At 44.4% G+C, this 23887-nt stretch carries 18 protein-coding genes, 1 tRNA gene and 1 pseudogene; 9 read left to right on the plus strand and 11 right to left on the minus strand.

The window, feature by feature from the left end; translation table 11 throughout:
• The first annotated feature begins 227 nt into the window (after positions 1-227).
• From HOL16_00005 to HOL16_00015, 3 genes are all read left to right on the plus strand, one after another.
• Positions 228-1289, plus strand: a complete 1062-nt coding sequence (locus HOL16_00005) for a hydroxymethylglutaryl-CoA reductase (GenBank protein MBT5389090.1) — start codon at positions 228-230, stop codon at positions 1287-1289.
• The gene (locus HOL16_00010; protein ID MBT5389091.1) at positions 1286-2437 is read left to right on the plus strand and encodes a hydroxymethylglutaryl-CoA synthase; all 1152 of its coding nucleotides are present in this window, start codon (positions 1286-1288) and stop codon (positions 2435-2437) included. Before HOL16_00005 ends, HOL16_00010 begins: the two co-directional genes overlap by 4 nt.
• A 173-nt stretch (positions 2438-2610) precedes the next feature.
• Positions 2611-3336 (plus strand): Bax inhibitor-1/YccA family protein, encoded by a 726-nt coding sequence (locus HOL16_00015; protein ID MBT5389092.1) that lies wholly within the window; start codon positions 2611-2613, stop codon positions 3334-3336.
• 119 nt (positions 3337-3455) lie between these two features.
• Here the strand turns inward: HOL16_00015 and HOL16_00020 are convergent, their stop codons facing one another.
• The 6 genes from HOL16_00020 to rpmI all read right to left on the minus strand — a co-directional run bounded on the left by HOL16_00020 (position 3456) and on the right by rpmI (position 10743).
• The gene (locus HOL16_00020; GenBank protein ID MBT5389093.1) at positions 3456-4772 is read right to left on the minus strand and encodes an amino acid permease; all 1317 of its coding nucleotides are present in this window, start codon (positions 4770-4772) and stop codon (positions 3456-3458) included.
• A 15-nt stretch (positions 4773-4787) separates the two neighbouring features.
• A complete protein-coding gene (gene lepA / locus HOL16_00025) occupies positions 4788-6599 on the minus strand; it encodes an elongation factor 4 (protein ID MBT5389094.1) in 1812 nt (603 codons plus the stop codon).
• Between the two features lies 1 nt (position 6600).
• Positions 6601-9000, minus strand: coding sequence for a phenylalanine--tRNA ligase subunit beta (locus HOL16_00030; GenBank protein MBT5389095.1), 2400 nt, complete (start codon positions 8998-9000; stop codon positions 6601-6603).
• On the minus strand, positions 8997-10070 hold the full coding sequence (pheS, locus tag HOL16_00035; GenBank protein MBT5389096.1) for a phenylalanine--tRNA ligase subunit alpha: 1074 nt from the start codon (positions 10068-10070) through the stop codon (positions 8997-8999). Before pheS ends, HOL16_00030 begins: the two co-directional genes overlap by 4 nt.
• 92 nt (positions 10071-10162) lie before the next feature.
• Positions 10163-10525, minus strand: a complete 363-nt coding sequence (rplT, locus tag HOL16_00040; GenBank protein ID MBT5389097.1) for a 50S ribosomal protein L20 — start codon at positions 10523-10525, stop codon at positions 10163-10165.
• A gap of 17 nt (positions 10526-10542) precedes the next feature.
• The gene (gene rpmI, locus HOL16_00045; protein ID MBT5389098.1) at positions 10543-10743 is read right to left on the minus strand and encodes a 50S ribosomal protein L35; all 201 of its coding nucleotides are present in this window, start codon (positions 10741-10743) and stop codon (positions 10543-10545) included.
• Between the two features lie 364 nt (positions 10744-11107).
• Here rpmI and HOL16_00050 point away from each other — a divergent pair, with 364 nt between their 5' ends.
• Positions 11108-14644, plus strand: coding sequence for an NUDIX domain-containing protein (locus HOL16_00050; GenBank protein ID MBT5389099.1), 3537 nt, complete (start codon positions 11108-11110; stop codon positions 14642-14644).
• 12 nt (positions 14645-14656) lie between these two features.
• On the opposite strand, the gene HOL16_00055 is transcribed toward HOL16_00050, so the two are convergent.
• Positions 14657-15631, minus strand: a complete 975-nt coding sequence (locus HOL16_00055) for a hypothetical protein (GenBank protein ID MBT5389100.1) — start codon at positions 15629-15631, stop codon at positions 14657-14659.
• Positions 15632-15774: 143 nt separating this feature from the next.
• Between HOL16_00055 and HOL16_00060 the strand changes: the two genes are divergently transcribed.
• On the plus strand, positions 15775-16635 hold the full coding sequence (locus HOL16_00060) for a phosphotransferase (protein MBT5389101.1): 861 nt from the start codon (positions 15775-15777) through the stop codon (positions 16633-16635).
• A 180-nt stretch (positions 16636-16815) separates the two neighbouring features.
• Positions 16816-18446: pseudogene (locus tag HOL16_00065) on the plus strand (SulP family inorganic anion transporter).
• Between the two features lie 34 nt (positions 18447-18480).
• Here HOL16_00065 and HOL16_00070 read toward each other — a convergent pair.
• The 4 genes from HOL16_00070 to rph form a co-directional block, all read right to left on the minus strand.
• Positions 18481-18571 (minus strand) — tRNA-Ser (locus HOL16_00070).
• 112 nt (positions 18572-18683) lie between these two features.
• A complete protein-coding gene (locus HOL16_00075) occupies positions 18684-19853 on the minus strand; it encodes a coproporphyrinogen III oxidase (protein MBT5389102.1) in 1170 nt (389 codons plus the stop codon).
• A 108-nt stretch (positions 19854-19961) separates the two neighbouring features.
• Entirely contained in the window at positions 19962-20591 is a 630-nt protein-coding gene (locus HOL16_00080; GenBank protein ID MBT5389103.1) for a non-canonical purine NTP pyrophosphatase, read from the minus strand.
• Positions 20588-21328, minus strand: a complete 741-nt coding sequence (gene rph, locus HOL16_00085; protein MBT5389104.1) for a ribonuclease PH — start codon at positions 21326-21328, stop codon at positions 20588-20590. The genes HOL16_00080 and rph overlap by 4 nt, the downstream gene beginning before the upstream one ends.
• Positions 21329-21612: 284 nt before the next feature.
• Between rph and hrcA the strand changes: the two genes are divergently transcribed.
• From hrcA to trxA, 3 genes are all read left to right on the plus strand, one after another.
• Complete coding sequence (gene hrcA, locus HOL16_00090; protein MBT5389105.1) at positions 21613-22659, plus strand: heat-inducible transcriptional repressor HrcA; 1047 nt, start codon at positions 21613-21615, stop codon at positions 22657-22659.
• Entirely contained in the window at positions 22659-23204 is a 546-nt protein-coding gene (gene grpE, locus HOL16_00095) for a nucleotide exchange factor GrpE (GenBank protein ID MBT5389106.1), read from the plus strand. The genes hrcA and grpE overlap by 1 nt, the downstream gene beginning before the upstream one ends.
• A gap of 104 nt (positions 23205-23308) precedes the next feature.
• Entirely contained in the window at positions 23309-23629 is a 321-nt protein-coding gene (trxA, locus tag HOL16_00100) for a thioredoxin (protein ID MBT5389107.1), read from the plus strand.
• The last annotated feature ends 258 nt before the right edge of the window (positions 23630-23887 follow it).

Consider the following 23887-nt stretch of genomic DNA (forward strand, 5'->3'; position numbering starts at 1 on the left):
AAAATGATGGTAGTTTCATAATTATATTTCTTAAGAAGGGGTTACGTTTTCACCTAAAGAGTGTAACCCTTTTTCTCTCCTTTTCCAGCTATTTCCTCGCTCTCAGAGCTTTTTTTAATTCTCTATCGCGGATCCTGGGACATAAGCCTCTAAAAAATTTCATTTGTAAAAAAACACAACTTTGCTACACTTCCGCAACACTTGGTGACGCTACTGTTCTGGGGAAAATGAAAAAGTTCAACGAATCTTCCAACATCATGTCTATCCCTATGGAATGGGTGGGGCCCATAAAGATCATAGGGAATACTCTTTCAGAAGAAGTGACGGTCCCCCTTGCCACATTTGAAACGCCTTTATTTCGCTCAACATATCGTGGCGCAAAAGTAACGACATTGGCTGGCGGCATTCAGGTGTCATTGGTTAGTGAAGGAATGACACGATCCATTTTGCTGGAGGCAGCAACGGTAAAGGAAGTTCTCAGTTCTCTGCATCAGATACAAGAACGTTTTGACGACCTAAAAGCCATTGTGGCACAAACGGGCCGGTTCGTACGATTGGTTGAAATGACGCCACAGGTTGTTGGAAATTTGCTTTACCTGCGACTCAAAATGGAGACGGGTGATGCTTCTGGACACAATATGGTGACCAAGGCAGCAGATGCATTGTGTCAGTGGATTTGCAATGAATACAATCAGTTAAAATATGTATCAGTGAGTGGGAATGTTTGTGCCGATAAGAAAGTTTCGGCAGTAAATGGACTGCTAGGGCGAGGAAAGTATGTGGTGGCAGACTGCTTGATTCCAGGAAGACTTTGCCAACGCATTCTGAAGACCTCTCCAGAGGACATTGTGCAGCTCAATATTAAAAAGAATCTCATGGGGTCTATCGTGGCTGGAGGAGTTCGAACGGCCAATGCCCATTTTGCTAATTTGCTGTTAGCTTTTTATTTGGCCACGGGCCAGGATGCGGCAAATATCGTGGAGGGCTCTCAGGGAATGGTTCATTGTGAAGTTCGGGGAGGAGATCTCTATTTCTCTGTTACCTTGCCCAACTTAATTGTAGGAACGGTGGGCAATGGAAAACATTTACCACTGGTTCAAGAAAATCTCGAAAAACTGGGTTGTTTGATAGAACGGGAGGTAGGGGAAAATGCGCGCCGACTTGCCTGTATATGTGCCAGCTCAGTGTTGTGTGCGGAGCTATCTCTGCTGGCGGCACAAACCAATCAGGGACAGTTGATGGAGTCCCACCTCCGTATTGAACGGCAAGAGCAGAGGCAAGTTTCATGAAGGTGGGGATTGATGCCATCAGTTTTTATACGTCTCCCTATTACTTAGATCTTAAAGAGTTGGCTAAGGTGCGTAATGTTGATTATGACAAATATGCTATTGGCATAGGTCAAGAGAAGATGGCTGTGGCTGCGCCCAATGAGGATGTGGTCACCCTCGCAGCCCATGCAGCTGAACGACTTCGAACCCAGGTTGATTTTTCTCAAATTGATTTTCTCATTTTTGCGACTGAAACGGGCATCGATCAATCAAAGGCCGCCGGCATTTACGTGCATCACTTGCTGGGATTGTCGTCTCATTGTCGAGTGCTTGAGTGCAAGCAAGCTTGTTATAGCACGACAGGAGCCCTTCAATTGGCACTCTCTCGGTTGAAAGAGTTTCCAGACTCAAAGATATTGCTTGTTGCCTCAGATATTGCTCGTTATCCCCTAGAGTCACCGGCGGAGCCGACTCAAGGCTGTGGGGCCGTTGCCATGATTCTAAGCACTAATCCTCGTGTCATGTCCATCGATCGGGAGAGTGGTTATTTCACTCAAGATGTCATGGACTTTTGGCGACCCAACCACATGAGGGAAGCCTTGGTGGATGGTCACCAGTCGACGAAAATATATTTAACGCTTCTTGAAAAAACTTGGGATCAGTACAGCGAGGCTTCTGGCCGAAACTTTCTGGACCATGACCATTATTGCTTTCATTTGCCCTTTTCCCGCATGGCTGACAAGGCACATGTGCGATTGGCAAAGAGTTGTGGTGTCTTAGAGCCTTCTGGTGGCCATATAGAAAAGACAAAAGTTTACGCACGAGATATGGGAAACGCCTATACGGCCTCACTTTATATCTCACTCTTAAGTCTCCTAAACTTGACTCAGAAAGATCTTCAGGGCAAAAGAGTCGGATTTTACAGCTATGGATCAGGAAGCGTTGCTGAGTTCTTTAGTGGGGTCATTGAGAAGGGATACCGTGATGCGTCCTTTGCTCAGGAACACGAAACCATGCTGAAAAAGAGAGAGGCTATTTCTTATGAAACCTATGAGATGTATCGTGGATTTGATCCCTATAATGAGGAAATGACGGCCCCTACAGACAGCTATTTTCAGTTTGTCGGAATTGAAAAAGAAAAGAGATTGTACAGAAAAGAACATAATTAAAAACTGAGATGTAAATCTTTGTCCAATTTGGATTTTATCTGGGGCTGTTCTCCAGGATTTTGTTTCAATAGCACCTGAAGATGTCAGGTTGAATTTACTAGACTTTAAGGGTCTCTTTCCGCTAGAATCCACACTGAGTAATGGAAGGGGCGCTGCCTCTAACTCTTTTTATGATGAGAGGAAATAATATGGTTTCTGGTCCAAATAGAACAGCACAACGCACAGCAGCATCTGTAACGGTTGACGAGGGTTTGCGCGCGCACATGCTCCGTGTGTACAATTACATGGCTTCAGGTTTGGCGCTGACAGGTATTGTAGCCTATATGGTTGCTGGTGTTCCTGAGTTAACGAGTCTATTCGTATATTCCCCATTGTCATGGTTGTTTATTTTAGCGCCGTTGGGGCTTGTATTGTTTTTAAGTTTTCGCATTTCTAAGATGAGCTTTGCATCGGCACAGGCAGCTTTTTGGATATACGCTGGCCTTATGGGTATATCGTTGGCTTCGATCTTATTGATGTATACAGGTGAAAGCATTGCACGCGTCTTCTTTATAACTGCGGGTACCTTTGCTGGCATGAGCATATATGGGTATACCACAAAGCGGGATCTAACAGGCTTTGGTCAGTTCCTTATGATGGGATTAATTGGCATCATCATTGCGAGTGTGGTCAATTTATTTCTGCAAAGTTCGGCACTTCATTTTGCTGTTTCCGTCATTGGTGTCTTGGTGTTTGTGGGTTTAACGGCTTATGATACACAGAAAATCAAGCATGCTTACTATGAAGCAGATAGTTCTGAGGTTGCTGGCAAGAAAGCAATCATGGGCGCATTGATGCTCTATCTAGACTTTGTAAACCTATTTTTAATGCTGATGCGTCTTTTTGGAGATCGCCGCTAGTCTAGCTAACAGTTTCTACACCCTGAACTGAGCCCAGAAAGAATGATTTTGGGCAGTTCGGGGTTTTTTATGTCCGGGTTCTTATATTTGAAGATGCTATTGAGGTAGCAGAACCTTGCTTAATCTTTGCTCTGTCGGATCAGCATATACACGGGAGTGCTTGCAAAGAAAAGAAGTGCCCCTAGGAAGACCAAATTTTCTCCTGCACCAATAAGAGCCCAAATCAAAAAGAAAAAAGCGATGGGGACCAGAATGCAGTCAAATAACTCTGGCTTTCCTGTCGGGCTCATTTTCCGCGAGAGGACGGCCTTAGCTATCACAGCATACAGATAGCATATAAGGATGGAAACGGTAGCAAGTCTGATGATGAAGCTAAAGGTTTCTACGAGTCCCACATTATAATTTATAATCAAAAGGGCGGTGATCAGGGCGCTTGTTATGAGGAGACCAAAAACGGGAGCTCCACTTTTAGAAAGCTTTCCGAATCGACTTGGGAAAAGTCCATCTTGGGCGGCAGAAAATGGGATTTGGCCTTGAATAAGTATCCAACCGTTTAGGGCGCCCAACGAGGAAATGATGGCTCCAATGGCAAATATGGGTCGAATCCAGGGACCATATTCTCCTCCGAATAGAGAATAAGCGGCATCTGCATACGGAGCATGGGAGTGTACTAAATCTCCGTGGGGTACTAGACCAAAAACGGCAATGGCTCCCAATATATATACGCATGCGACAATGAAGGTTCCAATAAGCGTAGCTCTTGGGATTGTCCATTTTGGATTCTTGACAGATCCTGCGGGGATGGTTGCTGATTCAACACCTATAAAGGCCCATAGGGCCATGGTTGCCGCTCCGTTAATGATCGTCCAATCATTTTGACCCGTTGAATTCCAGGGGGTGAAATTATCGAGATCTATATAAAAAATGCCGATACAGGCAATCACCAAAAGGGGGATGAGTTTTAAAATAGTGGTGACGACTTGTACGATTCCAGCTGTTCTTATTCCTTTGGTGTTAACAAATGTTACGAGCCATAAAAGAGAGAGAGCTATTGCAGAGGCTAGAAATCTGTTCTTGTCCAATTCGGGGATGAAAACCGAGAGATATGCGGTGATCGTTACGATAATGGCGGCATTTCCGATCCATGCAGATATCCAATAATTCCAGGCGACCTGAAATCCGATAAAATCTCCAAAGCCTTTTCGACTAAAGGCATAAATACCACCTTGCAGGGGCATGATCATACTAAAGCGCGCAAAAATGGTTGCAAGGACGAGGACCGCTCCGGCCGTTATGATCCAACCAAAGATGGACAAAGGGCCAAAAGGAGCCATGGCTGCTGGCAACAAGAAGACACCAGATCCAATCATATTCCCCACCACAAGACATGTAACGGTAAATAGTCCTAGTTCTCTGTGGAGCTTAACTTTCTTCAATGGATGTCTCCTATTTTACTCATCGCCTGTTCTCAATGCTTCTAAAAACGCACTTTGGGGGATATCTACTTTCCCAAATTGTCGCATGCGCTTCTTCCCTTTTTTCTGCTTATCTAAAAGCTTTCGTTTCCGACTCACATCGCCACCATAACATTTGGCAAGGACGTCCTTCCTGAGCGCAGAAACAGTTTCACGAGCAACAATCTTTCCTCCGATGGCGGCTTGGATTGCCACCTTAAACAATTGCCGATGAATGAGTGTTTTGAGGCGAGCACACATGGCGCGCCCGCGTTCTTCGGCACGTGATCGAAATACAATGGATGAGAGGGCGTCGACAGGATCGCCATTAACCATGATGCTGAGTTTAACCAACTCTCCCTGCACATAGTTGTCTATTTCATAATCAAAGCTGGCATAGCCGCGACTGATAGATTTTAAGCGATCGTAGAAATCAAAAACCACTTCGTTTAGAGGCAACCGATAGGCTACAAGTGCCCGGGTGCCAGCATAAGTAAGATTTGTTTGCTCTCCTCGGCGATCTGTACAAAGACTTAAAATGGCGCCCAAATACTCATCTGGGACCAGGATAGTAGCCTTGATCCAGGGTTCTTCGATAAAGTCTATTTTCACAGGATCTGGCATGTCTGCGGGATTGTGTAGTTCCAATATGTTGCCATTGTTCAGGTGTATTTTATAGATAACACTGGGAGCCGTTGTGATGAGATCCAGATTGAACTCTCTCTCAAGGCGTTCTTGGATGATTTCTAGGTGTAAGAGGCCTAAGAATCCGCATCGAAAACCAAAGCCAAGGGCTGCAGATGTCTCGGCTTCAAAGGTAAAACTGGCGTCATTAAGGCGAAGCCTCTCGAGGCTTTCCCGCAGAATTGTAAAATCAGAGGCATCTACGGGAAAGAGACCACAAAAGACTACGGGGACGCTCGGTTTGAATCCAGGAAGAGGTTCAGCCGTAGGTTTTTTTTCGAGCGTAATAGTATCTCCAACACTACAGTCAGCCACATGCTTAATACTAGCTGTGAGAAAACCTACTTCTCCAGGACCTAGCGCCTCTACTTTTTCAGTTTTCGGTTTAAAGACACCCACTTGATCCACTTGGTAGGTGGCTTTTGTGGACATCATAGTGATCTTTTGACCCGCTTTTAGAATACCATCTTTTATGCGGACAAGAATAACAACACCCAGATACTGGTCGTACCAGCTGTCCACCAAAAGGGCTTTAAGGGGAGCATTTTCCTCTCCTTCGGGAGGAGGAAGCCGATGGACAATGGCCTCTAGCACGTCCTGAATACCAATACCTGTTTTTGCAGAGACCTGGATGGCATCATGTGCTTCAATCCCAATGACATCTTCAATCTGTTCTTTGATCCGGTCTGGCTCGGCGGCAGGGAGATCAATTTTATTCAAAACAGGAATGACCTCATTGTCATTGTCCAAGGCAAGGTGGACGTTTGCGAGGGTTTGTGCTTCCACCCCCTGACTGGCGTCAACAATAAGAAGTGACCCTTCACAAGCGGCCAAAGACCGACTGACTTCATAGGCAAAGTCCACGTGGCCTGGCGTATCCATGAGATTAAGTTGATAGGTTTTGCCGTCTTTTGCCTTATAATTAAGACGAACCGTTTGGGCTTTGATCGTAATGCCCCGTTCGCGTTCGATATCCATGGAATCTAGAACCTGCTCTTTCAGATCTCGTTTATCCAGGCCACCGCAGAACTCAATGAGTCGATCGGCCAAAGTAGATTTTCCATGGTCGATGTGGGCAATGATCGAAAAGTTTCTGATGAGGGAAAGATCTTGGGACGCTGTCATATTAGGCTCTTAGTTTCCCACCGGTTGTTTTTTCAATGGCACCAATGACCTTTTGAGAAATTTGGCTAATTTCGTCATCTGTCAGGGTGCTTTTGGAGGGCTCTAATCGTATGCGAATGGCAAGAGATTTCATGCCCTTATCGATCCCCTTCCCCGAATATACGTCAAAAAGGGTGGCTTCTTTGATCAAGGCATTGTCAATTTTTCGTGCTGTTTGAAGTACTTTATCCGCAGGGGTATCGTTGGACACGACAAAGGCAAAGTCACGCTCAACGGTTTGAAATTGATTCAAGGTGAGGGGCTTCTTTGATTTCCTCTTAGGTAATGGGAGAGCCGATAGATTGATTTCAAAAGCAACCATGGGGCCTTCCACATCCATCTCTTTCAAAATGCGAGGGTGAATTTCTCCAAAGTATCCGAGGATATTCTTGGGGCCCTGTTTCAGAACGCCTGAGCGACCTGGATGATACCATGAAGGAGCGCCTTCCTGGGATACTTGAACTGAGTTGGCGGAAATTCCATATGAGGCCAGCACGGAAAAAGCATCGGCTTTTACGTCATAGGCATCGGCACCACGTTCTTTGGATGCCCAATGGGCGGTATGAGTAGAGCCCATTCGAATGCCTGTCGCCATCAGGGATTGTTGCTCCGGAGAGACGCCTGCGTATTGGGGGCCTACTTCAAACAGGGCACCATTTGCCTGACCACGATCTTTATTTGGTTTCAAAACTTTCAGGAGACTGGGCAGAATGGAAGGACGCATAGACGTCATTTCAAAGCTAATGGGGCTCAAAAGTTTGAGACTTTTGTGAGCACCCTGAAAAAGTCTTGCCTCTTTTTCCGAGATGAACGAATAGGTAATAGCTTCCATAAATCCCCGTTGTGCCAAGACGCGCTTTAGCTTTTCATGAAGTTCCTGAAACGGGGTAAGAGCTGGCTTGGAGATGTCACTCGTTCGAGGCAGAGCTAGTACGGGAATTTGGTCGTAACCATGAACTCGGAGCACTTCTTCGATCAGGTCGTGTTCCCCTTCAACATCTGGGCGCCAGGATGGAATTTTAACGGTAATGGACTTATCGTTTTTTGAGATTGTTTCAAACCCAAGTTTTTCGAGAATCTGAATTGCTTCTTTTGACGTGACAGGTGAGCCCCCTAGCGTATTAAGTCGCTCAAAATTCAGAGTTGATTCTTTTTCAACGAAAGGATTTTTGCCGGCAACGACCAAGTCACTGGCTTCACCACCGCATAGATCTATGATCATTTGAGTAGCTGCTTCAATGCCTGGCAAAATACTATGGGGATCAATGCCGCGCTCAAAACGGGTTCGGGCATCGCTTAACAGATTAAGTTTTCGACCAGCGTGTGCAATAGTAATTGGATCAAAGAGCGCACACTCCAATACCACATCGGTTGTGTCCAGATCACAGCCCGTTGATAAGCCGCCCATGATGCCACCCAAGCTGATGGCGCCAGAGTCGTCAGAAATAACGACCATGGCTGGATCTAGTTCGTAGGTTTCTTCATCAAGGGCTTCTAATTTCTCGTCTTTCTTGGCAAAGCGGAGAGATATATTTCCCTTCAGCTTATTGGCATCGAATACGTGAAGAGGGCGATTGCGATCCGTGGTGATAAAGTTGGTTATATCCACAAGGGCCGAAATTGATTGGTGGCCAGTGACTCCTATTTTCCGCCTAAGCCATTCCGGACTCGGTACGTTTTTAACACCTCGGATCAAGCGCCCTACAAACATGGGACATGCCTTGGAGGCCTTGTCATCGATTTTTACATGAATAGGATTCTTAAAGTTGCCTTTGATGGATTTAACGTCAAGGGATTTAAGAGTTCCCAATCCTTTGGCAGCTAAGTCTCGCGCAATGCCGCGAACGCCGAAACAATCGGCTCGGTTAGGGGTCATGGTGACATCAAATAAAATATCATCTAGGCCCATTTCTTTTGCAAACCCGTTACCGACTTTGGCGTCTTCAGAAAGTTCCATAATGCCCTCCGATTCTTCACCTAGGCATAACTCAACGACGGAGCACATCATACCGTGACTTTCAATGCCTCGAATTTTCGTCGGTTTCATTTTCATCCCGTTGCTTGGGATGATGGAACCAATGGGGGCTAGCACGACTTTCAGGCCGGTTCGCGCATTTGGCCCACCACACACAATTTGGAGAGGCTCTTTTTTTCCAGCATCAACGGTACAGACTTTTAAACGATCCGCATCGGGATGGGGTTTGGTATCGACGATTTGGGCAACAATAAAGTCTTTATAAAGCACCGAAAGATCTTCCATGCTTTCAACTTCAATCCCCAGCATGGTGAGGGCCTCGCCTATTTCTTCTGGGGAAGTCTTTGTTTCCAAATGTTCTTTGAGCCAACTTAGGGTAAACTTCATGATCGGACACCTCCCAAGAAATCGGGGATATCCAGAGATTTAAATCCATAGTGTCGGAGCCAGCGCAGGTCTGATTCAAAAAAGCTTCTTAAATCAGGAATGCCATATTTCAACATGGCAATGCGCTCGATGCCCATGCCGAAGGCAAACCCTTGATATTCGTTCGGATCAATGTTGCAATTTTTTAAGACATTTGGGTGGACCATGCCGCAACCGAGGATTTCAAGCCAGTCTTCACCTGCAGCGATTTTAAATTCGTTTCCGCTTCTGACGCATCCAATGTCTACTTCGGCAGAGGGTTCCGTGAAGGGGAAATAGCTGGGGCGAAAACGGACAGGCAAGTCATCACACTCAAAAAAGCGTCGGCAAAAATCTATGAGGCAGCCTTTTAAATGTCCCATGTTGATTTTCTTATCGATCAAGAGACCTTCCACCTGGTGGAACATGGGTGTGTGGGTCATGTCATAGTCTGACCGGTATACGCGACCCAGAGCAATAATGCGGAATGGCGGTTTTCCTTCGCGCATGGTTCGAATTTGCACAGGGGACGTATGGGTGCGCAGCAAGAGAGATTTTTCCTCTTGCTTCGGAAGATAGAAAGTATCGTGCTCTTGGCGGGCTGGATGGGCTTCGGGGATATTGAGTGCAGAAAAGTTATGAAAGTCATCTTCAATATCTGGGCCTTCCTCTACCTCAAATCCCATATCTCCAAACAGCGCAATCACTTCATCCATGGTTTGGGTAATGGGGTGAATGGCGCCAGAAGCCTCAGGACGAATGGGAAGGGTGATATCGATTTTCTCTGTGGAGAGTCGAGCGTTGAGCTCTTTCTCTTCCAGGGCCTCTTTTTGGATATCAAGGGCGGCAGAAATCGTTGTTTTAATCTGATTTAGGGCGGCTCCCTGGTTTTTTCTCTCATCGGGAGAAAGGGATCCTAAGGTTTTCATGAGGGAGGTTAGCTTCCCCTTTTTTCCTAAGATCGCAAGACGCACATCTTCTAGTTTTTCCAAAGAGTCCGTTTTTGTAATTTGATCAAGAGTATCTTGCGATAGTTTTTCCGCACTTTCCATAGAGATGCTTTTCCTAGAATATTCAACCTCTCAAAATAGACAAAGGGGCCATCAAATGACAGCCCCTTTTTTAATTTTTTTATAAATAATGCTTAGGCTGCTTTTAAGGCTTTCTGGGCTTGTTGCACCAACTCCTTAAAAGTCCCCTTTTCATTGATAGCTAGTTCAGAGAGCATTTTACGGTCAACCTGGATCTCAGCCTTGGTTAAACCATTCATAAATTGGGAATAGGTCATGCCGTGTTCACGGACGCCAGCATTAATTCTTTGAATCCAAAGGGCACGGAAATTACGCTTTCTAACGCGACGGTCTCTATAGGCGTACAAGAGAGCTTTTTCAACACTATCTTTGGCTGTTTTATAACAATTCTTCGAGCGACCCCGATACCCCTTTGCCATCTTGATAATTTTCTTGTGGCGGGCGTGGGCGGTAACTCCTCTTTTAACTCGTGACATAACGTTCTCCTCTTCCGTTAAGCGTCGTAGGGCATAAATTTGCGAATAATACGGGCATCTGGTTGAGACAAAACCATTGTCCCACGAGACTGTCGCTTCATTTTTTGGGAACGTTTGCGCAGATTATGCCTTTTAAAGGCTGCGCCGACTTTAATCTTTCCAGTGGCTGTAACGCGAAAGCGCTTCTTCACACTGCTTTTTGTCTTCATCTTGGGCATTTTGTCTATCCTTAATCATAAAGAAAACCAAATAAACCGCAGATCAGGCATGCCCGGGTTCTAAAGTAACCCAACGCCTGTCCGCAAGCGAATGGAGAACTTATAGACCCTGTGTCGGTGTAATGCAAGGAAAAAGGAGCGAAAAGTTGGGGAGGTTTAAGATATGATTCTGTAAAATCTAACAGTTGGAGTTAGATTTTAGAACAGCAACTGTTAGATTTTACAGAATATGATTTTATATTAGCTTTACCAAACTATCCTCAACAGTAATCTCACCTCCATAATTTCTTGACAAACTAAAGTTTGTAGAATATTTATACATTGATTTTGTATTAATTCTGAAATTTATTACTGGGGTCGTAAGGTGAAATATTTTTGGACTATTGTTTCTTTTATTCTAATTTTTTCTAGGGGTGTCTTTGCTAGTGAGGGAGAAAATTCCTACAATTTTTCTGAAGACGATCGTTTACATTATTCTAACAAACTAAACGATGTGATTCAGGTTCAGGCAGCTGTACGTGGCTTTCTTGCAAGAAAGCAAATAAAAGAGGGGAATGCTGCCCATAAAATTCAGTCCTTGTGGCGCGCTTGGCGTGCATATCATCCCTATGAAATGAAGTGGGATATAAATATCTGGCGCGATTCAGAGAGAAATTTTCGGCGGGGATTGAAATCATTTTTAGGCCGAAAGGATAAGCGAGAAACTGAAGCCGTTAGTCTCTTTATCAAGTATTTTACCTCTAAGCATGCTTCCAAAGAATTGGTTGATATGCTGAGGTCGGATAGCACAATGTTATCTACTAGAGAAAGAATGCGCAAGAAGCATATGAATCAAATAACGCATACAGGGACCTCAGGAAATGCAGAGGACTTTCTATTTTTTGTAGGGGGCCTAGGAAGGGATCATAACACCCCTGGTTTTCTCAAAGACAGTCCCTATACCATTCTTATGGCGTCAGGAACGGATACGGTGGAAGAAAAATATGCTTTTGCCAGTGGGCACCTCGTTCCTTACTCTACGTCGGCTAGTTCTCAACCTGTTAGATTTGGGGAATCTTTATTTTGGATGACTCACGATAAAGCGAGCATGTCGAAACGCTATCATTATAAAACAGGTGACACGGAAAATGTGATCGATGTTCCCTTTGGGGACGAAGTATTGCACGGGGCTCACATGGTTCCAGGTTTAGCTTATCAATTTCTAGAGATCCTTGCGCAATTAGATCACCAATATAGAGACGATCTTTTAGATTTTCTGAGTTCCAAGGCCTCTGAGGAGTCAAAGTTGGCACGTTTGTCGGCGATTGTATCTTACCTTATGCCAGGTGAGTACTATCCAGAAGTCAAAGTTCCATGTCGTGTGAACATATTGCATGATGGCATAGATATAAATTTGACTTCCTACGCTCAATCCTCTCTGTCACAAGTTGACGTAATGAAACGAATGCACGCTTTGATGGAGGTTGTCCGGATATTCAAGACAGAAGACCTTCGTGCATTTCAGGGGCTATACGATAAAAATCCATGGATTTTTGCGGAAGATTCGTATGGCAGAAAATTTGCTGAAAATGTTTTTCGCGGAAAAGTCGAAGCCCTATCGGTTGAAAGAGTGCAATCCATAATCGAGTTTGCGTCCCAAGAGAACTGGCCAGACTCCGTAAAGTTGGTATTACATAACCATGCGATCACTTATGCGGCAGAAAAGGGATTAACTGACCTTTTGTCGTGGCTCTTGAATTTTGAGATGCAGAGTTCAGCTGATGAAAGCATTCGTCTACCTCAACATATGGATTATAGCTCTCCCTTCCTATTTAGAGGCGAATTGTTGGGAGGGAGTGGGGTATTTTCAGCCACGAAAGCAAAACATATGGAATGCGTACAAGTCTTTTTTGATCACGGTCTTAATCTTAGTTATGCGCCCCAAATTCTACAGATAGCTTCCTGGAACAATGACGTTGAAGCTTTTGAGACGGCGCTAACGCTTATGCAAAATTCGGGTCACTCTTTAGAGGGGCTACGTGATCACGAGATCTTGATGCAATTTGCTGCCCATGGAAATGTGACAGGAATGAAACTTGCTGTTCAAGCAGGTGTTCCAGTGGGGTTTGTTATCCCTGCTCAAGCACAAGACAATCAAATGTGGACGGCGTTGCATGCGGCGGCGGCCAAGGGACATATGGACGCTGTTAAGTGGTTGGTTGAACAAGAAGGCATTGATCTTGATGCCAGGACTCTTCATGGAGAAACCGCATTGTTCCTGGCCCATAAGAAGGGTCATGTGGCTGTGCGAGATTATCTTGAATCCTGTGAGGCTTCTACTAATATGGTTCTATCTGAAAGAGAATTATGTGAGGAGCATCGCTTTAATGTAGCAGGCATTGTTACAGGTGGTGGGAAAGTGCTTCTTGGCCGAAACTGGATCTTGGGTAAGAAGTCTGATTTTTATCAGTTCCCTGGGGGAATCGTAGATGCAACTGACGTGGATGAGATTGCTGCCGCTGTTCGAGAGGTAGAGGAAGAAACCGGGCTCCCTATTTCTAAATTACTATCCTCTGGAAAGGTGAAATCTGAAGTGGTTTATACCTATAGGGGCCTCCGAGATAACACAGCCGTAACAACGACTTTTGTTCATTTTGATTTGGGAGATGAATTGGAAAACAGTCCTATTTGGGCAAGTGATGATCTCGCAGAAGCAATTCGCGTGTCCGTGGATGGGATAGAAAGTTTGGAAAAACCGGTACGAAGAAGCAATAGTTTGTTGCTGAAGATGGTGGCAAATTCGCATTCTGAGGGGGTGGAGGACCCGATTTCTGAGGCCCTTATGTACGAAAATTTTGGAACATTCATGATGGATGAAGCTGCTGAAAGTGGAGAGGTTTCACGAATGCGGGAGCTCGTGGATGCGGGTGTTCCTGCGACGCAATTGCACCTCGAGAAAGCAGCAGCGACGGGGAGTCTTCCATTGATGGAGCTTCTGCATGAACGTTCCGTCTTTAAGCCGAGTCAATTTTTGCGAGCCGCGCAGGCCGCTTTGAAGGCTGAGAAATTCGACACGTTTAGATATGCAATGGGCCTTAGCCGGTCAGTTGGTGTGACATCATATACTGTGCCAGCTGAGCAGAGAATATTAGTCGAAATTTTTAATGCCTCTATGGCCCTTGAAAGTAATGAATTTAGCACTCTCTTATTTCCATTGGTCAAAGAGAGTGACCTCATAAATTATATGGCAGCAAAGCTAAGTGAAAATATTCCACAAGTGGACCCTCCTCTTATTGCGGCATTAAAAGCTGAGAATATTGTGATTGCCAAAGGGCTTATAAAATCAGGGGCACAAGTGGCATGTGGATCTCCAGGGTACAAGCAGTTTGATGAAAGAAAGTCAATTTTGTTTCAAATTCCTCTGCATGAGGCAATTAAAAGCGGCGTCCCTGAACTTGTGACCCTTGTTTTAGAAAATGGGGGAAATGTACAACAAAGCAGCGGGCTTTACCAAAAGGATCGTAGCGGTTTCTTTTTGCCAGGTGCCGGAGGGGATTCCATGGATAGTGATGGACGGATGTCGGACGCATTTATCATGAGCTTTATTAAGAGCAATTCGAGGGGTGGAGGCGCTCTATGGAACAATGGAAATGCTCTTTTTGTTGCTATAGAAGAAGGAAATTCAGAAATCGTAAGTCTTATTCTTGAAGCTGAAGACTTGGATCTAACGGATACTCTTGAGAGAGATTTTCTTGGGGAGGTAGAACAAACAGACGCGTTAGAGTTTGCTTATGAAGTAGGAGATGGGCGAGTGACCGAGCTTGTGAGAGAAAAGTTTATAGCCGCTGGATTACGTGAGGCGCCAGAAGAAGATTCTTCCGATTCTGAGTCCAATTATTCGTTCGATGATGAAACTGATTGAGACTAAGAAGAGTTAAGTAATTCTCTTTTTCTTGGGAGCAGAATCTTGACGAAAAAGCTTGATCGTATCCTGAATGGGGGATCCCGTTCCAGACTGCCATAAGAGTTCAAAATGAGTGGCTGTTTTTCTATAGATGCCGCCATTGACGGGGCTGTCGGATTCTTGATTAGAGCCTGTGATAAAGAGGCCACCCTCTGAGAGGCTATTAAAAATATTTCCAACAATTTTTTTAATGGCTTGCTTTGAAAAGTAGGAAGGATTCAGGACATTCATGGCCCGGATAAGGTCTACTTTTCCCCCGATGGGAGAGGCATCCAGTAGGCTATATTTCATGAGTTTGAAACGCTTGTCTTCTTGGGACAGCCTTTGGGCCTTTGGGCAAAACAAGCTGACAGTTCTTGGCTTGAGGGCACCAGTTTCATATTGTTTGAGGATTTTTTTTGCGATCAAAGGCTGAACGAAAAGCCGGATAAGGCGATTGAGGGGGTATCGGTGCCAGTGGTCGCCTCGAATGACATTGAATACAAAAGGCGGCCAAGATATTTCTACAAGCTTACCCGCACTGCTCAGCGTCAGAGAGACATTGCCCGAGGAGATAACCTGAACTTCTGGATCATAGTCGGAAGCAAAATAGGTAAGCTTTGGATAGCACTTTGCAAGCTTGTGAAAAAAATCGACACTTGTGCGACCGTCACTGACACCGGTATCCAATAGTCTCAGGGCCCGTGTTTTACTTGGGAGCTCCCGTTCAATGATTTCGAGCACTTTTTGATCAAAGTTTTCAAAGCGTTTCCCATAGGTTCTTTTATAGGCGCCTCGCTCATCGGCAAAGTTTAATAAAATGCACTCGGCCAATTCATCGGCATTGGGTTCATTTACCACTTGATCATATAGGGATACGGAAATTACCTTTTCCACACCAAAGGGTCCCGTAAAATTCTTTGGGTCTTTTAATTGATTTAGAGTATTTAAGCCAAGTCGTATCATGTGGTTTTTTTGCAGTTAATAGGGCTTTATGCTATTTCATATATTTAATTTTATGTCTACACTTTACTCAAAACGCTTTTGTTAATGTTTTATGGCTACTGAATTATCTGAAGATCGTCAGCATGAAAACACTAGAAAAAAACATGAGAAATCTTTTTGGGAGCAAAGGATCCAGTTGGCTTTCAGCTCTCCCTACAATTACAGATGAACTGTCAGTTCACTGGGGACTATCGGACCTACAGCCAGTGAGCAACATGACATGGAATTTTGTTGCGAAAGCTCTTAAAGACGGCAATGTGCCTGTAGCGCTAAAAATCAGTTGCGACGAAAAATTAATTGCAGATGAAATCAGGGCGTTGCAGCATTTTGATGGACATGGGGCAGTTAGGTTAATTGATTACAACCATGAGCATCTCGCCCTATTACTAAGCCAAATGGTTCCTGGAGATTCATTGCAATCCCTTTATCCCAAATATGCTGAGGATGTTATGGATCATTATGCTCAAGTCGTGCGGAAATTATGTTCAGTGCCCCAACCATCGCACGCTGGTTACAGGCATATTCGCCATTGGCTAACAGCTATTGATAGAGTCGAGGGCATCGGAATACCGCTTCCTTTATTGGAAAGAGCGATAGCACTTAAGAACCGACTATTGGACACCTCAGGCCAAGAATTCCTGCTTCATGGGGATCTGCATCATGATAATATCCTAAACAATGCCAATGAATGGCTTGCCATTGATCCCAAAGGTATTCTAGGGGAAAGAGAATTTGAAGTCGCGGCCTTTGATTTTATTTACAAAACCGAGCTGGAAATTAAACAAGATATCCCCACGTTATTCCATACGAGAGTAGGCAAACTTTCCGAGAAGTTAGACCTAGATCCACAAAGATTATCTGATTGGGCATTTGTAAGACTTATTTTAGGAGCAGCATGGATGATTGAGGACAATGGTGATCCCAGGTGCTTTCTTGCCTTGGCTAAAAGAATTTATGCGGGGTAAAGGAGAGGGGTGCTGAAGTAAATTGCTCCTCAATAACCATTCTTATGAAAACGAATATAATTGGCATTTTTATACACTTTTTTTCTTTATAGCTGGACTTATGAATGGACTCTCTCTAGGTTCGGCTCCCAGACAGACTAGGTTTCACTTTAAAGAAATCAAAGTAGGAAAGACTGAATTATGCTTCGACTTGTTAACCGTTTTCACCTTACAGACAATCCAAAGGCAGATGTTTTATCTGGCCTAACGGTTGCGCTGGCGCTAGTCCCAGAAGCAATAGCCTTTGCCTTTGTTGCGAAACTTGATCCTTTAGCGGGTCTGTATGCTGCTTTTTTTGTTGGAATCATAACAGCTACTCTGGGGGGCGGAGTGGTATGATCTCAGGGGCAACTGGAGCCATGGCTGTCGCTATGGTTGGGTTGGTCGTGGCCTATGGCCCCGAATATCTTTTTGCGGCCATTGTTTTGACGGGAATTCTACAAATTCTGGCTGGGATATTTCATTTGGGGAGGTTTATCCGACTTGTGCCTTATCCGGTTATGCTGGGTTTTGTGAACGGCCTAGCCATTGTCATCTTTCTGGCACAGCTTGGACAATTTAAAAGTGGTAATGTTTCCACTGCGCAGCCTCCTAGTGACACCGCACCGCATGCGATTGATGTCTTTTTCAATGGAGGTTGGATGCAAGGTAGTGAGCTCTATTTAATGGTTGGGCTCACAATTTTAACGATGGGGATTATTTGGATTTTTCCCAAAGTTCCTAAGCTGGGCAAGCTGATTCCCGCGTCACTTGTCGCAGTTTTGAGTGTTTCAGGGCTTGCTGTTGGTCTTGGTCTCGACACACAAACCGTGGGCGATCTAGCTTCTATTGCTGGAGGCCTTCCCGAATTTCATCTTCCTATGGTCCCCCTTACATTTGAGACACTAACAATCATCTTTCCTGTTGCAGTGACCCTTGCTGCCATAGGATTGATAGAGAGTTTACTGACGCTTACTCTTATTGATGAAATAACAGAAACGCGAGGCCGGACTTCTCGTGAATGCGCGGGTCAGGGCCTTGCCAATCTGACCTGTGGCTTTTTTAGTGCTATGGGAGGTTGTGCCATGATTGGTCAATCGATGATCAATATGAGTTCTGGTGGGCGTGGTCGTTTATCAGGTATAACTGCAGCACTGGCGCTTCTTGGTTTTATTCTATTTGCCTCAACTTGGATTGAAATGATTCCCCTTGCCGCCCTTACGGGCCTTATGATGATGGTCGTTATTTCGACTTTCGCTTGGGCCTCCATCCATATCATGCACAAAATTCCGCGTGGTGATGCTTTTGTAATCGTTCTAGTGACCTGCATTACCGTTATATATGATCTGGCTTTGGCGGTGATCATAGGTGTTATTGTTTCCGCCCTTGTCTATGCTTGGAATTCTGCAAAACACATTTGGGTTGTAGAGGGGCGCTCAGACAAAAACCATAAAGTTTATATGTTGCACGGGCCTTTATTTTTTGGGTCAATTTCCAACTTTAAGGATATCTTTAGCCCGAAGAATGACAAGGACGAAGAAGACATTATTATCGATTTCAAAAATGCGCGGGTGTGGGACCATTCTGCCTTGGAAGCTATTGATGCAATGGCAACAAAATACGAGGTGGCTGGCAAAAGACTTCACCTCGTTCATCTCAGCTCAGACTGCCAATTGCTACTGAAAAAAGCAAAAGATATGGTCGAAGTTAATATGATTGAGGATCCCCATTACCGCGTTGTTGCAGATTATTCTGAAATTATAGACAAATTGGACGGTGTTGGCGAGAAATGAACATGGCTCTGTGATTGCTCGTAAGAGCATAGGCTGGCGGAGGGAGCGGGATTCGAACCCGCGATACGCTATAAACGTATACACGATTTCCAATCGTGCGCCTTCGACCGCTCGGCCACCCCTCCGCAAAATTGGGAATCTTTTGCATAACCTTTCTAGCGTGAATCGTCAAGAAGTGGTTACAAGCATTTATGATCGCTGATTGTGAAAACGTGGAATATGATGACCATTAATTTTTCAGGATTTTAATTCCACTTCTCCTAATAAGGCTCTCGTAAGGGCATTTAATTTTTGAAGGCCCTTCGGAGTCGCTCTCATGTGAGTTGGCGTCATTTCCAATAACCCTTCTGTCATATAAGGTTGTAGGATCTCATTATTCCAAACGTCCACTATTTCCTTGCCAAGCTCTTGGGAAAAGTCGGTCTTTGAAATGCCTTGTTGTAATCGAAGTCCCATCATGACCAGTTCCTGAAAGCGTACTTCCCACGAAAGGGAAATAAAATCCTGAATGCCGTGATTTTGCTGTTGGACTTTCTGGGTCCAGGTTTCCGGAGCCCGGTGGCAACGTGTAGCATATTTTTTGCCATCTAAGGTGATGCGTCCATGGGCGCCGGGTCCAATCCCAACATAATCTCTGTATTGCCAATATTGGAGATTATGCTGGCATTCTTGCCCCTCTCGGGCATGATTGGATATTTCATATGCGGGAAGGCCATGCGCGTTCATGATGTCTTGAGTAATTTCGAACAGCTGGGCAGAAGTTTCTTCCTCGGGAAGAGTGTGCTGGCCCCTTGAAAAGAGAGTATGAAAGACAGTCCCTTCTTCAATGGTCAGTTGATACAAAGAAAGATGATCTCCTGCAATGGAGAGAGCTTCTTGAAGTTCCTGCTGCCATTCTTGCACCTTTTGGTCAGGTCTCGTGTAAATGAGATCAAAGGAGTATCGGTCGAAAGTGTTTCGGGCAATTTCGATGGCTTCTATGGCTTCAAGCTTTGAATGGGTACGTCCAAGAAACTGCAACGCAGATGGATTCAGAGACTGGATGCCTAGAGAAACCCGATTAACACCAGCGCTTTTAAAATCTCTAAATTTTTGCGCTTCCACAGAGTTGGGGTTGGCTTCACACGTGATTTCTACGCCTTCATCTGGCCAATGAGACTGAGCGGCTTCTATAAGCGCTTCAACGGTCTTTGGAGACATGAGGGACGGTGTCCCGCCTCCAAAGAAAATACTTCGTAATTTTCGAGGTCCCACGAGGGTGGCCATGTGCTCCATTTCGGAAAGAAGGCATTTTTTCCATAAATTTTCGTCTATCTGTTCCCGCACGTGGCTATTGAAATCACAATACGGACATTTTGATAGGCAAAAAGGCCAATGAATATAAAGACTTAAAAGTTTTTTGCTCATATTTGAAAAAAATTCTAAAAATTAACTATTTGTTAACCTTTTATTGTTAAATTTAAGTTTATGGGAGACTTAAAGGAAAAGAGGAGTCGGGGGGCTTTCCTCTTTTTCTTATGCCCTCATTTTCGTCCCGTTATCCACACATTCCTTCATGAGCTTCCTTAAAGCCTTTGAGCGCGGGTTCACGGCAAGCTTTTCATCGTGGGTCAATTCACCATATGTTTTTGACTCTCCAACAGGACAGACAAAAGCATCATAGCCAAACCCATGATCTCCTCTCGGAGGCCAGACCAAAACAAAATCCGCAGTTTCGGTGATAGTTTCCATATGTCCATCAGGCCAAGCAAGAGCAACACAGCTTACAAAATGTGCCTTAGTGCTTTGCTTTTCTGTTGGGAGGGCATGGATCATTGATCTAATTTTCTCCATACCTTTGTGGCAATCGCGTTCAGGACCTGCCCAACGCGCCGTATGGATTCCTGGTTGTCCATCAAGGGCATCAACACAAAGTCCCGAGTCATCGGCGATAGCTGGAAGTTGAGCGTGTTTGGCGAAAGTAAGCGCTTTTAGGCGTGCATTTTCTTCAAAAGTTGAGCCCGTTTCTTCTACATCTGGGAGTCCGAGTTCTTTAGCAGACACAAGTTCAAGACCGTAATCAGCTAATAAAACCTTAAAATCCTCGAATTTTCCTTGGTTATGAGTACCAATCAGGAGCTTTTTTTCAGTAAGACATCGGCTCATGAAAAGGCTGCTTTAAGGCGAGGCTTGATAAGATGGTCTTTTTGGAACTGGACAAGAGAAGAAACCCCTTCTCGAGCAAGTTCCAACATGTCTTGAAACGCTTTATCTCCAAACGATCCTTTTTCTGCAGTCGCTTGAATTTCAACAATGTTGCCTTTGCCAGTTAAAATAAAGTTTGCATCTGCTTCGGCATTGCTATCTTCGGCATAATCTAGATCCAGGACTGGCGCGCCCTTATAAATTCCACAGGAAATTCCAGCAACAAAGTCGGTTAGTGGGATTGCTGGAAGGACTTTTCTATCAACTAGTTTTTGGAGAGCTATATGCAAAGCAACATATCCTCCTGTGATGGCAGCGGTGCGTGTGCCTCCATCGGCTTGGATGACATCACAATCGAGTCTGATTTGGCGTTCTCCCAGTGCTTTTAAATCTGTGACGGCCCGGAGAGAGCGACCAATGAGCCTCTGTATTTCTTGGGTTCGGCCTGTTTGTTTTCCACGAGCTGCTTCCCGATCTACTCGCGAATGAGTGGAGCGAGGGAGCATTCCGTATTCTGCAGTGACCCATCCTGATCCCGAATTTCGGAGGAACATGGGAACCTTTTCTTCAACTGTCGCTGTACAGAGTACGTGAGTATCCCCAAATTTTGTAAGGCAGGATCCTTCAGCGTGTTTGCTGAAATGGAGATCGAACTCGAGAGTACGAAGTTCGTTGGTTTTTCTTCCGGAAGGGCGCATGGCGAATCCTTTGTATAATATGATTCAACAACCTGGTAGCATTATCCGTACATATCTACGCACCGCTGGGTCATGCAGCTATTCTACAAAAACAATACCACCTTCGAAACTGTACGCACTATACCAAAAGGCTTCACAAAATGAAAAGCATATTTAAAAAAAGTAGGTTCTGCCAGGAAATTCAAGGATAAATCCTTCTTCAAAAATATATGCTCAAAGCATTGACGGTGGGCATACTGAGCACTAAGTATAAGGGGAAATGAAAATAGTGTTAAGTGTTTATTATGTTTGATGACATTGGAAATCGTTCAAGAGAAATCTTTCGCCATTTGGTAGAAGCTTACATGGAGACAGGAGAGCCAATAGGATCTCGTACTCTATCCCAGAGATTAGGGATGAATCTTTCTCCTGCGAGCATCCGTAATATAATGGGGTCGTTGGAGCAAAAAGGTCTTTTGTATTCCCCACATACTTCTGCAGGACGGTTGCCTACCGAAGCTGGGTTGCGTTTTTTCGTTCACGGTTTGATGGAACTTGGCTATTTAAGTGACGAAGAAAAAAAGAATATAGATAAACAGTGCAAAGCAACTGGAAATAATATGCCTCAGATGCTGGAGGATGCATCACTCATCCTTTCTGGCCTTTCGAAATGCGCTGGTTTGGTTATGGGGTATAAATCTGAAAAGGCACTCAAGCATATTGAATTTGTGAATTTGGGCCCTGGCAGAGCCCTTCTAGTGTTGTTGACAGAAGATGGGCTTGTGGAAAACCGTGTATTGGAACTTCCATTAGGGATGCCACACTCAAGCTTGACTCAGGCTACCAATTATTTGAATGCTCGATTAAAAGGGCAGACGTTGCCAGAAGTGAAAGAATCAATACTAGAAGAGCTTAAACAGGATCGTGCTGAGTTGGATGAGGTAACGCGAGGTCTGGTCGAGGCAGGTATAGCCAGCTGGTCTGGTTCAGGAGCCGGAGAGACTTTGATTGTTCGTGGAAAAGGGAATCTGCTTCAAGACATTCATTTTGAGGGAGATTTAGAGCGCTTGAAGGGGCTCTTTGATATTTTAGAGACGAAGGAGTCCTTAATCAGTATCCTAGATTCTTCAATGGATGCCGAGGGAGTCCAAATTTTTATAGGGTCAGAGAACACATTGTTTGATATGTCAGGTTGCTCCATGATTGTTGCGCCATATGGAAATAATCAGAATCAAGTTGTAGGAGCTGTTGGCGTGATTGGGCCTAAACGCATTAACTATGGGAAAATTATTCCCATGGTGGATTATACCGCAAAAGTTATTAGTCAGTTGATTGCAAAAGGAGTATCTTGATGGGAAAGTCACATAAAAGCGAGGCAAATAAGGAAACAACTCGTAAGAAGGCAGATCAGAAAAGCGATAAGCTTGAAGAGTTAGAAGCTCAAGTCGCTAACTTAAAAGATCAGTTGTTGCGTGCAATGGCTGAAACAGAAAATGTTCGAAAGCGAGTAGAGCGTGAGAGGGAGGAGGCTGCCAAGTACGCGATTACAGGGCTTGCACGAGAACTCACAAATGTAGCAGATAATTTGGGCCGTGCCTTAGAGAGTGTGTCCAAAGAAGGCGTTGAGGAAAATGAGTCATTCAAGACATTCCTGGAAGGTGTTGAAATGACAGAGAAAGAATTGCTAGCAACCTTTGCGCGGCATGGCATTAAGAAAATTGAGCCATTGGGTGAGAAGTTTAGTCATGAGCATCATCAGGCCATGTTTGAACTTGAGCATGACGAGTTTGAGGAAGGACACGTAGCAGAGCTTATGCAATCTGGCTATTTAATCCATGACAGGCTTTTAAGGCCTGCGTTGGTTGGTGTGTCCAAGGGAAAGAAGAAAAAAGAGTAACTATGGATAGAAAACATCCTTCTCCATTGGTTTCATTTTAGTAAAAAGTGTGTTAGCAAATTAGTGCTTAGATAGAAAATATTGATATTAGTAAGGAGATGAAAATGGCTTTAGCACAGGTTACGGATGCAACTTTTGAGCAGGAAGTTGTAAATGCTTCTGGCACCACGTTAGTGGACTTTTGGGCAGAGTGGTGTGGTCCGTGTCGTATGATAGCGCCTATATTGGAAACTCTTGCTACTGAGCTCAAGGGCACTGTTAAGATTTTGAAACTTAATATTGATGAAAATCCAAATACACCTTCTAAATTGGGAATATCGAGTATCCCAACTCTCATGATTTTTAAAGATGGGAAAGCAGTATCTACAAAGATAGGCAATTTGCCAAAGAATACAATTTCAGAGTGGGTTCAGTCTTTTATATAGGGTTTCGATTTTTCCAAAAGGGAACCTTTTGCATCTCATATTCTAGGTCATTTCTATGACAGCTTCCATAACGGTTATATCGCCTGTTTACAATGAAGAGAAGAATATAGCTCCATTGTATTACTCCGGCCAGCAAACAGTTTACATTAAGCAGCGTAAGAGACCTCTGATTTTAGGAAATATGATTTAACGATATCAGGACTTTTTTGAGTTCCAAAAAGATATTTGGATATGTTGTGTTTTAACTCGGTGAGAGTT

The sequence above is a fragment of the Alphaproteobacteria bacterium genome (assembly GCA_018662925.1).
Lineage (GTDB): Bacteria > Pseudomonadota > Alphaproteobacteria > 16-39-46 > JABJFC01 > JABJFC01.

Excerpts from the sequence above, each read along its gene's own strand:
- HOL16_00005 (MBT5389090.1), top strand. The coding sequence starts at position 228 with ATGAAAAAGTTCAACGAATCTTCCAACATCATGTCTATCCCTATGGAA.
- HOL16_00010 (MBT5389091.1), top strand. The coding sequence starts at position 1,286 with ATGAAGGTGGGGATTGATGCCATCAGTTTTTATACGTCTCCCTATTAC.
- HOL16_00015 (MBT5389092.1), top strand. The coding sequence starts at position 2,611 with ATGAGAGGAAATAATATGGTTTCTGGTCCAAATAGAACAGCACAACGC.
- lepA (MBT5389094.1), bottom strand. The coding sequence starts at position 6,599 with ATGACAGCGTCCCAAGATCTTTCCCTCATCAGAAACTTTTCGATCATT.
- HOL16_00030 (MBT5389095.1), bottom strand. The coding sequence starts at position 9,000 with ATGAAGTTTACCCTAAGTTGGCTCAAAGAACATTTGGAAACAAAGACT.
- pheS (MBT5389096.1), bottom strand. The coding sequence starts at position 10,070 with ATGGAAAGTGCGGAAAAACTATCGCAAGATACTCTTGATCAAATTACA.
- rplT (MBT5389097.1), bottom strand. The coding sequence starts at position 10,525 with ATGTCACGAGTTAAAAGAGGAGTTACCGCCCACGCCCGCCACAAGAAA.
- rpmI (MBT5389098.1), bottom strand. The coding sequence starts at position 10,743 with ATGCCCAAGATGAAGACAAAAAGCAGTGTGAAGAAGCGCTTTCGCGTT.
- HOL16_00055 (MBT5389100.1), bottom strand. The coding sequence starts at position 15,631 with ATGATACGACTTGGCTTAAATACTCTAAATCAATTAAAAGACCCAAAG.
- HOL16_00060 (MBT5389101.1), top strand. The coding sequence starts at position 15,775 with ATGAGAAATCTTTTTGGGAGCAAAGGATCCAGTTGGCTTTCAGCTCTC.
- HOL16_00075 (MBT5389102.1), bottom strand. The coding sequence starts at position 19,853 with ATGAGCAAAAAACTTTTAAGTCTTTATATTCATTGGCCTTTTTGCCTA.
- HOL16_00080 (MBT5389103.1), bottom strand. The coding sequence starts at position 20,591 with ATGAGCCGATGTCTTACTGAAAAAAAGCTCCTGATTGGTACTCATAAC.
- rph (MBT5389104.1), bottom strand. The coding sequence starts at position 21,328 with ATGCGCCCTTCCGGAAGAAAAACCAACGAACTTCGTACTCTCGAGTTC.
- hrcA (MBT5389105.1), top strand. The coding sequence starts at position 21,613 with ATGTTTGATGACATTGGAAATCGTTCAAGAGAAATCTTTCGCCATTTG.
- grpE (MBT5389106.1), top strand. The coding sequence starts at position 22,659 with ATGGGAAAGTCACATAAAAGCGAGGCAAATAAGGAAACAACTCGTAAG.
- trxA (MBT5389107.1), top strand. The coding sequence starts at position 23,309 with ATGGCTTTAGCACAGGTTACGGATGCAACTTTTGAGCAGGAAGTTGTA.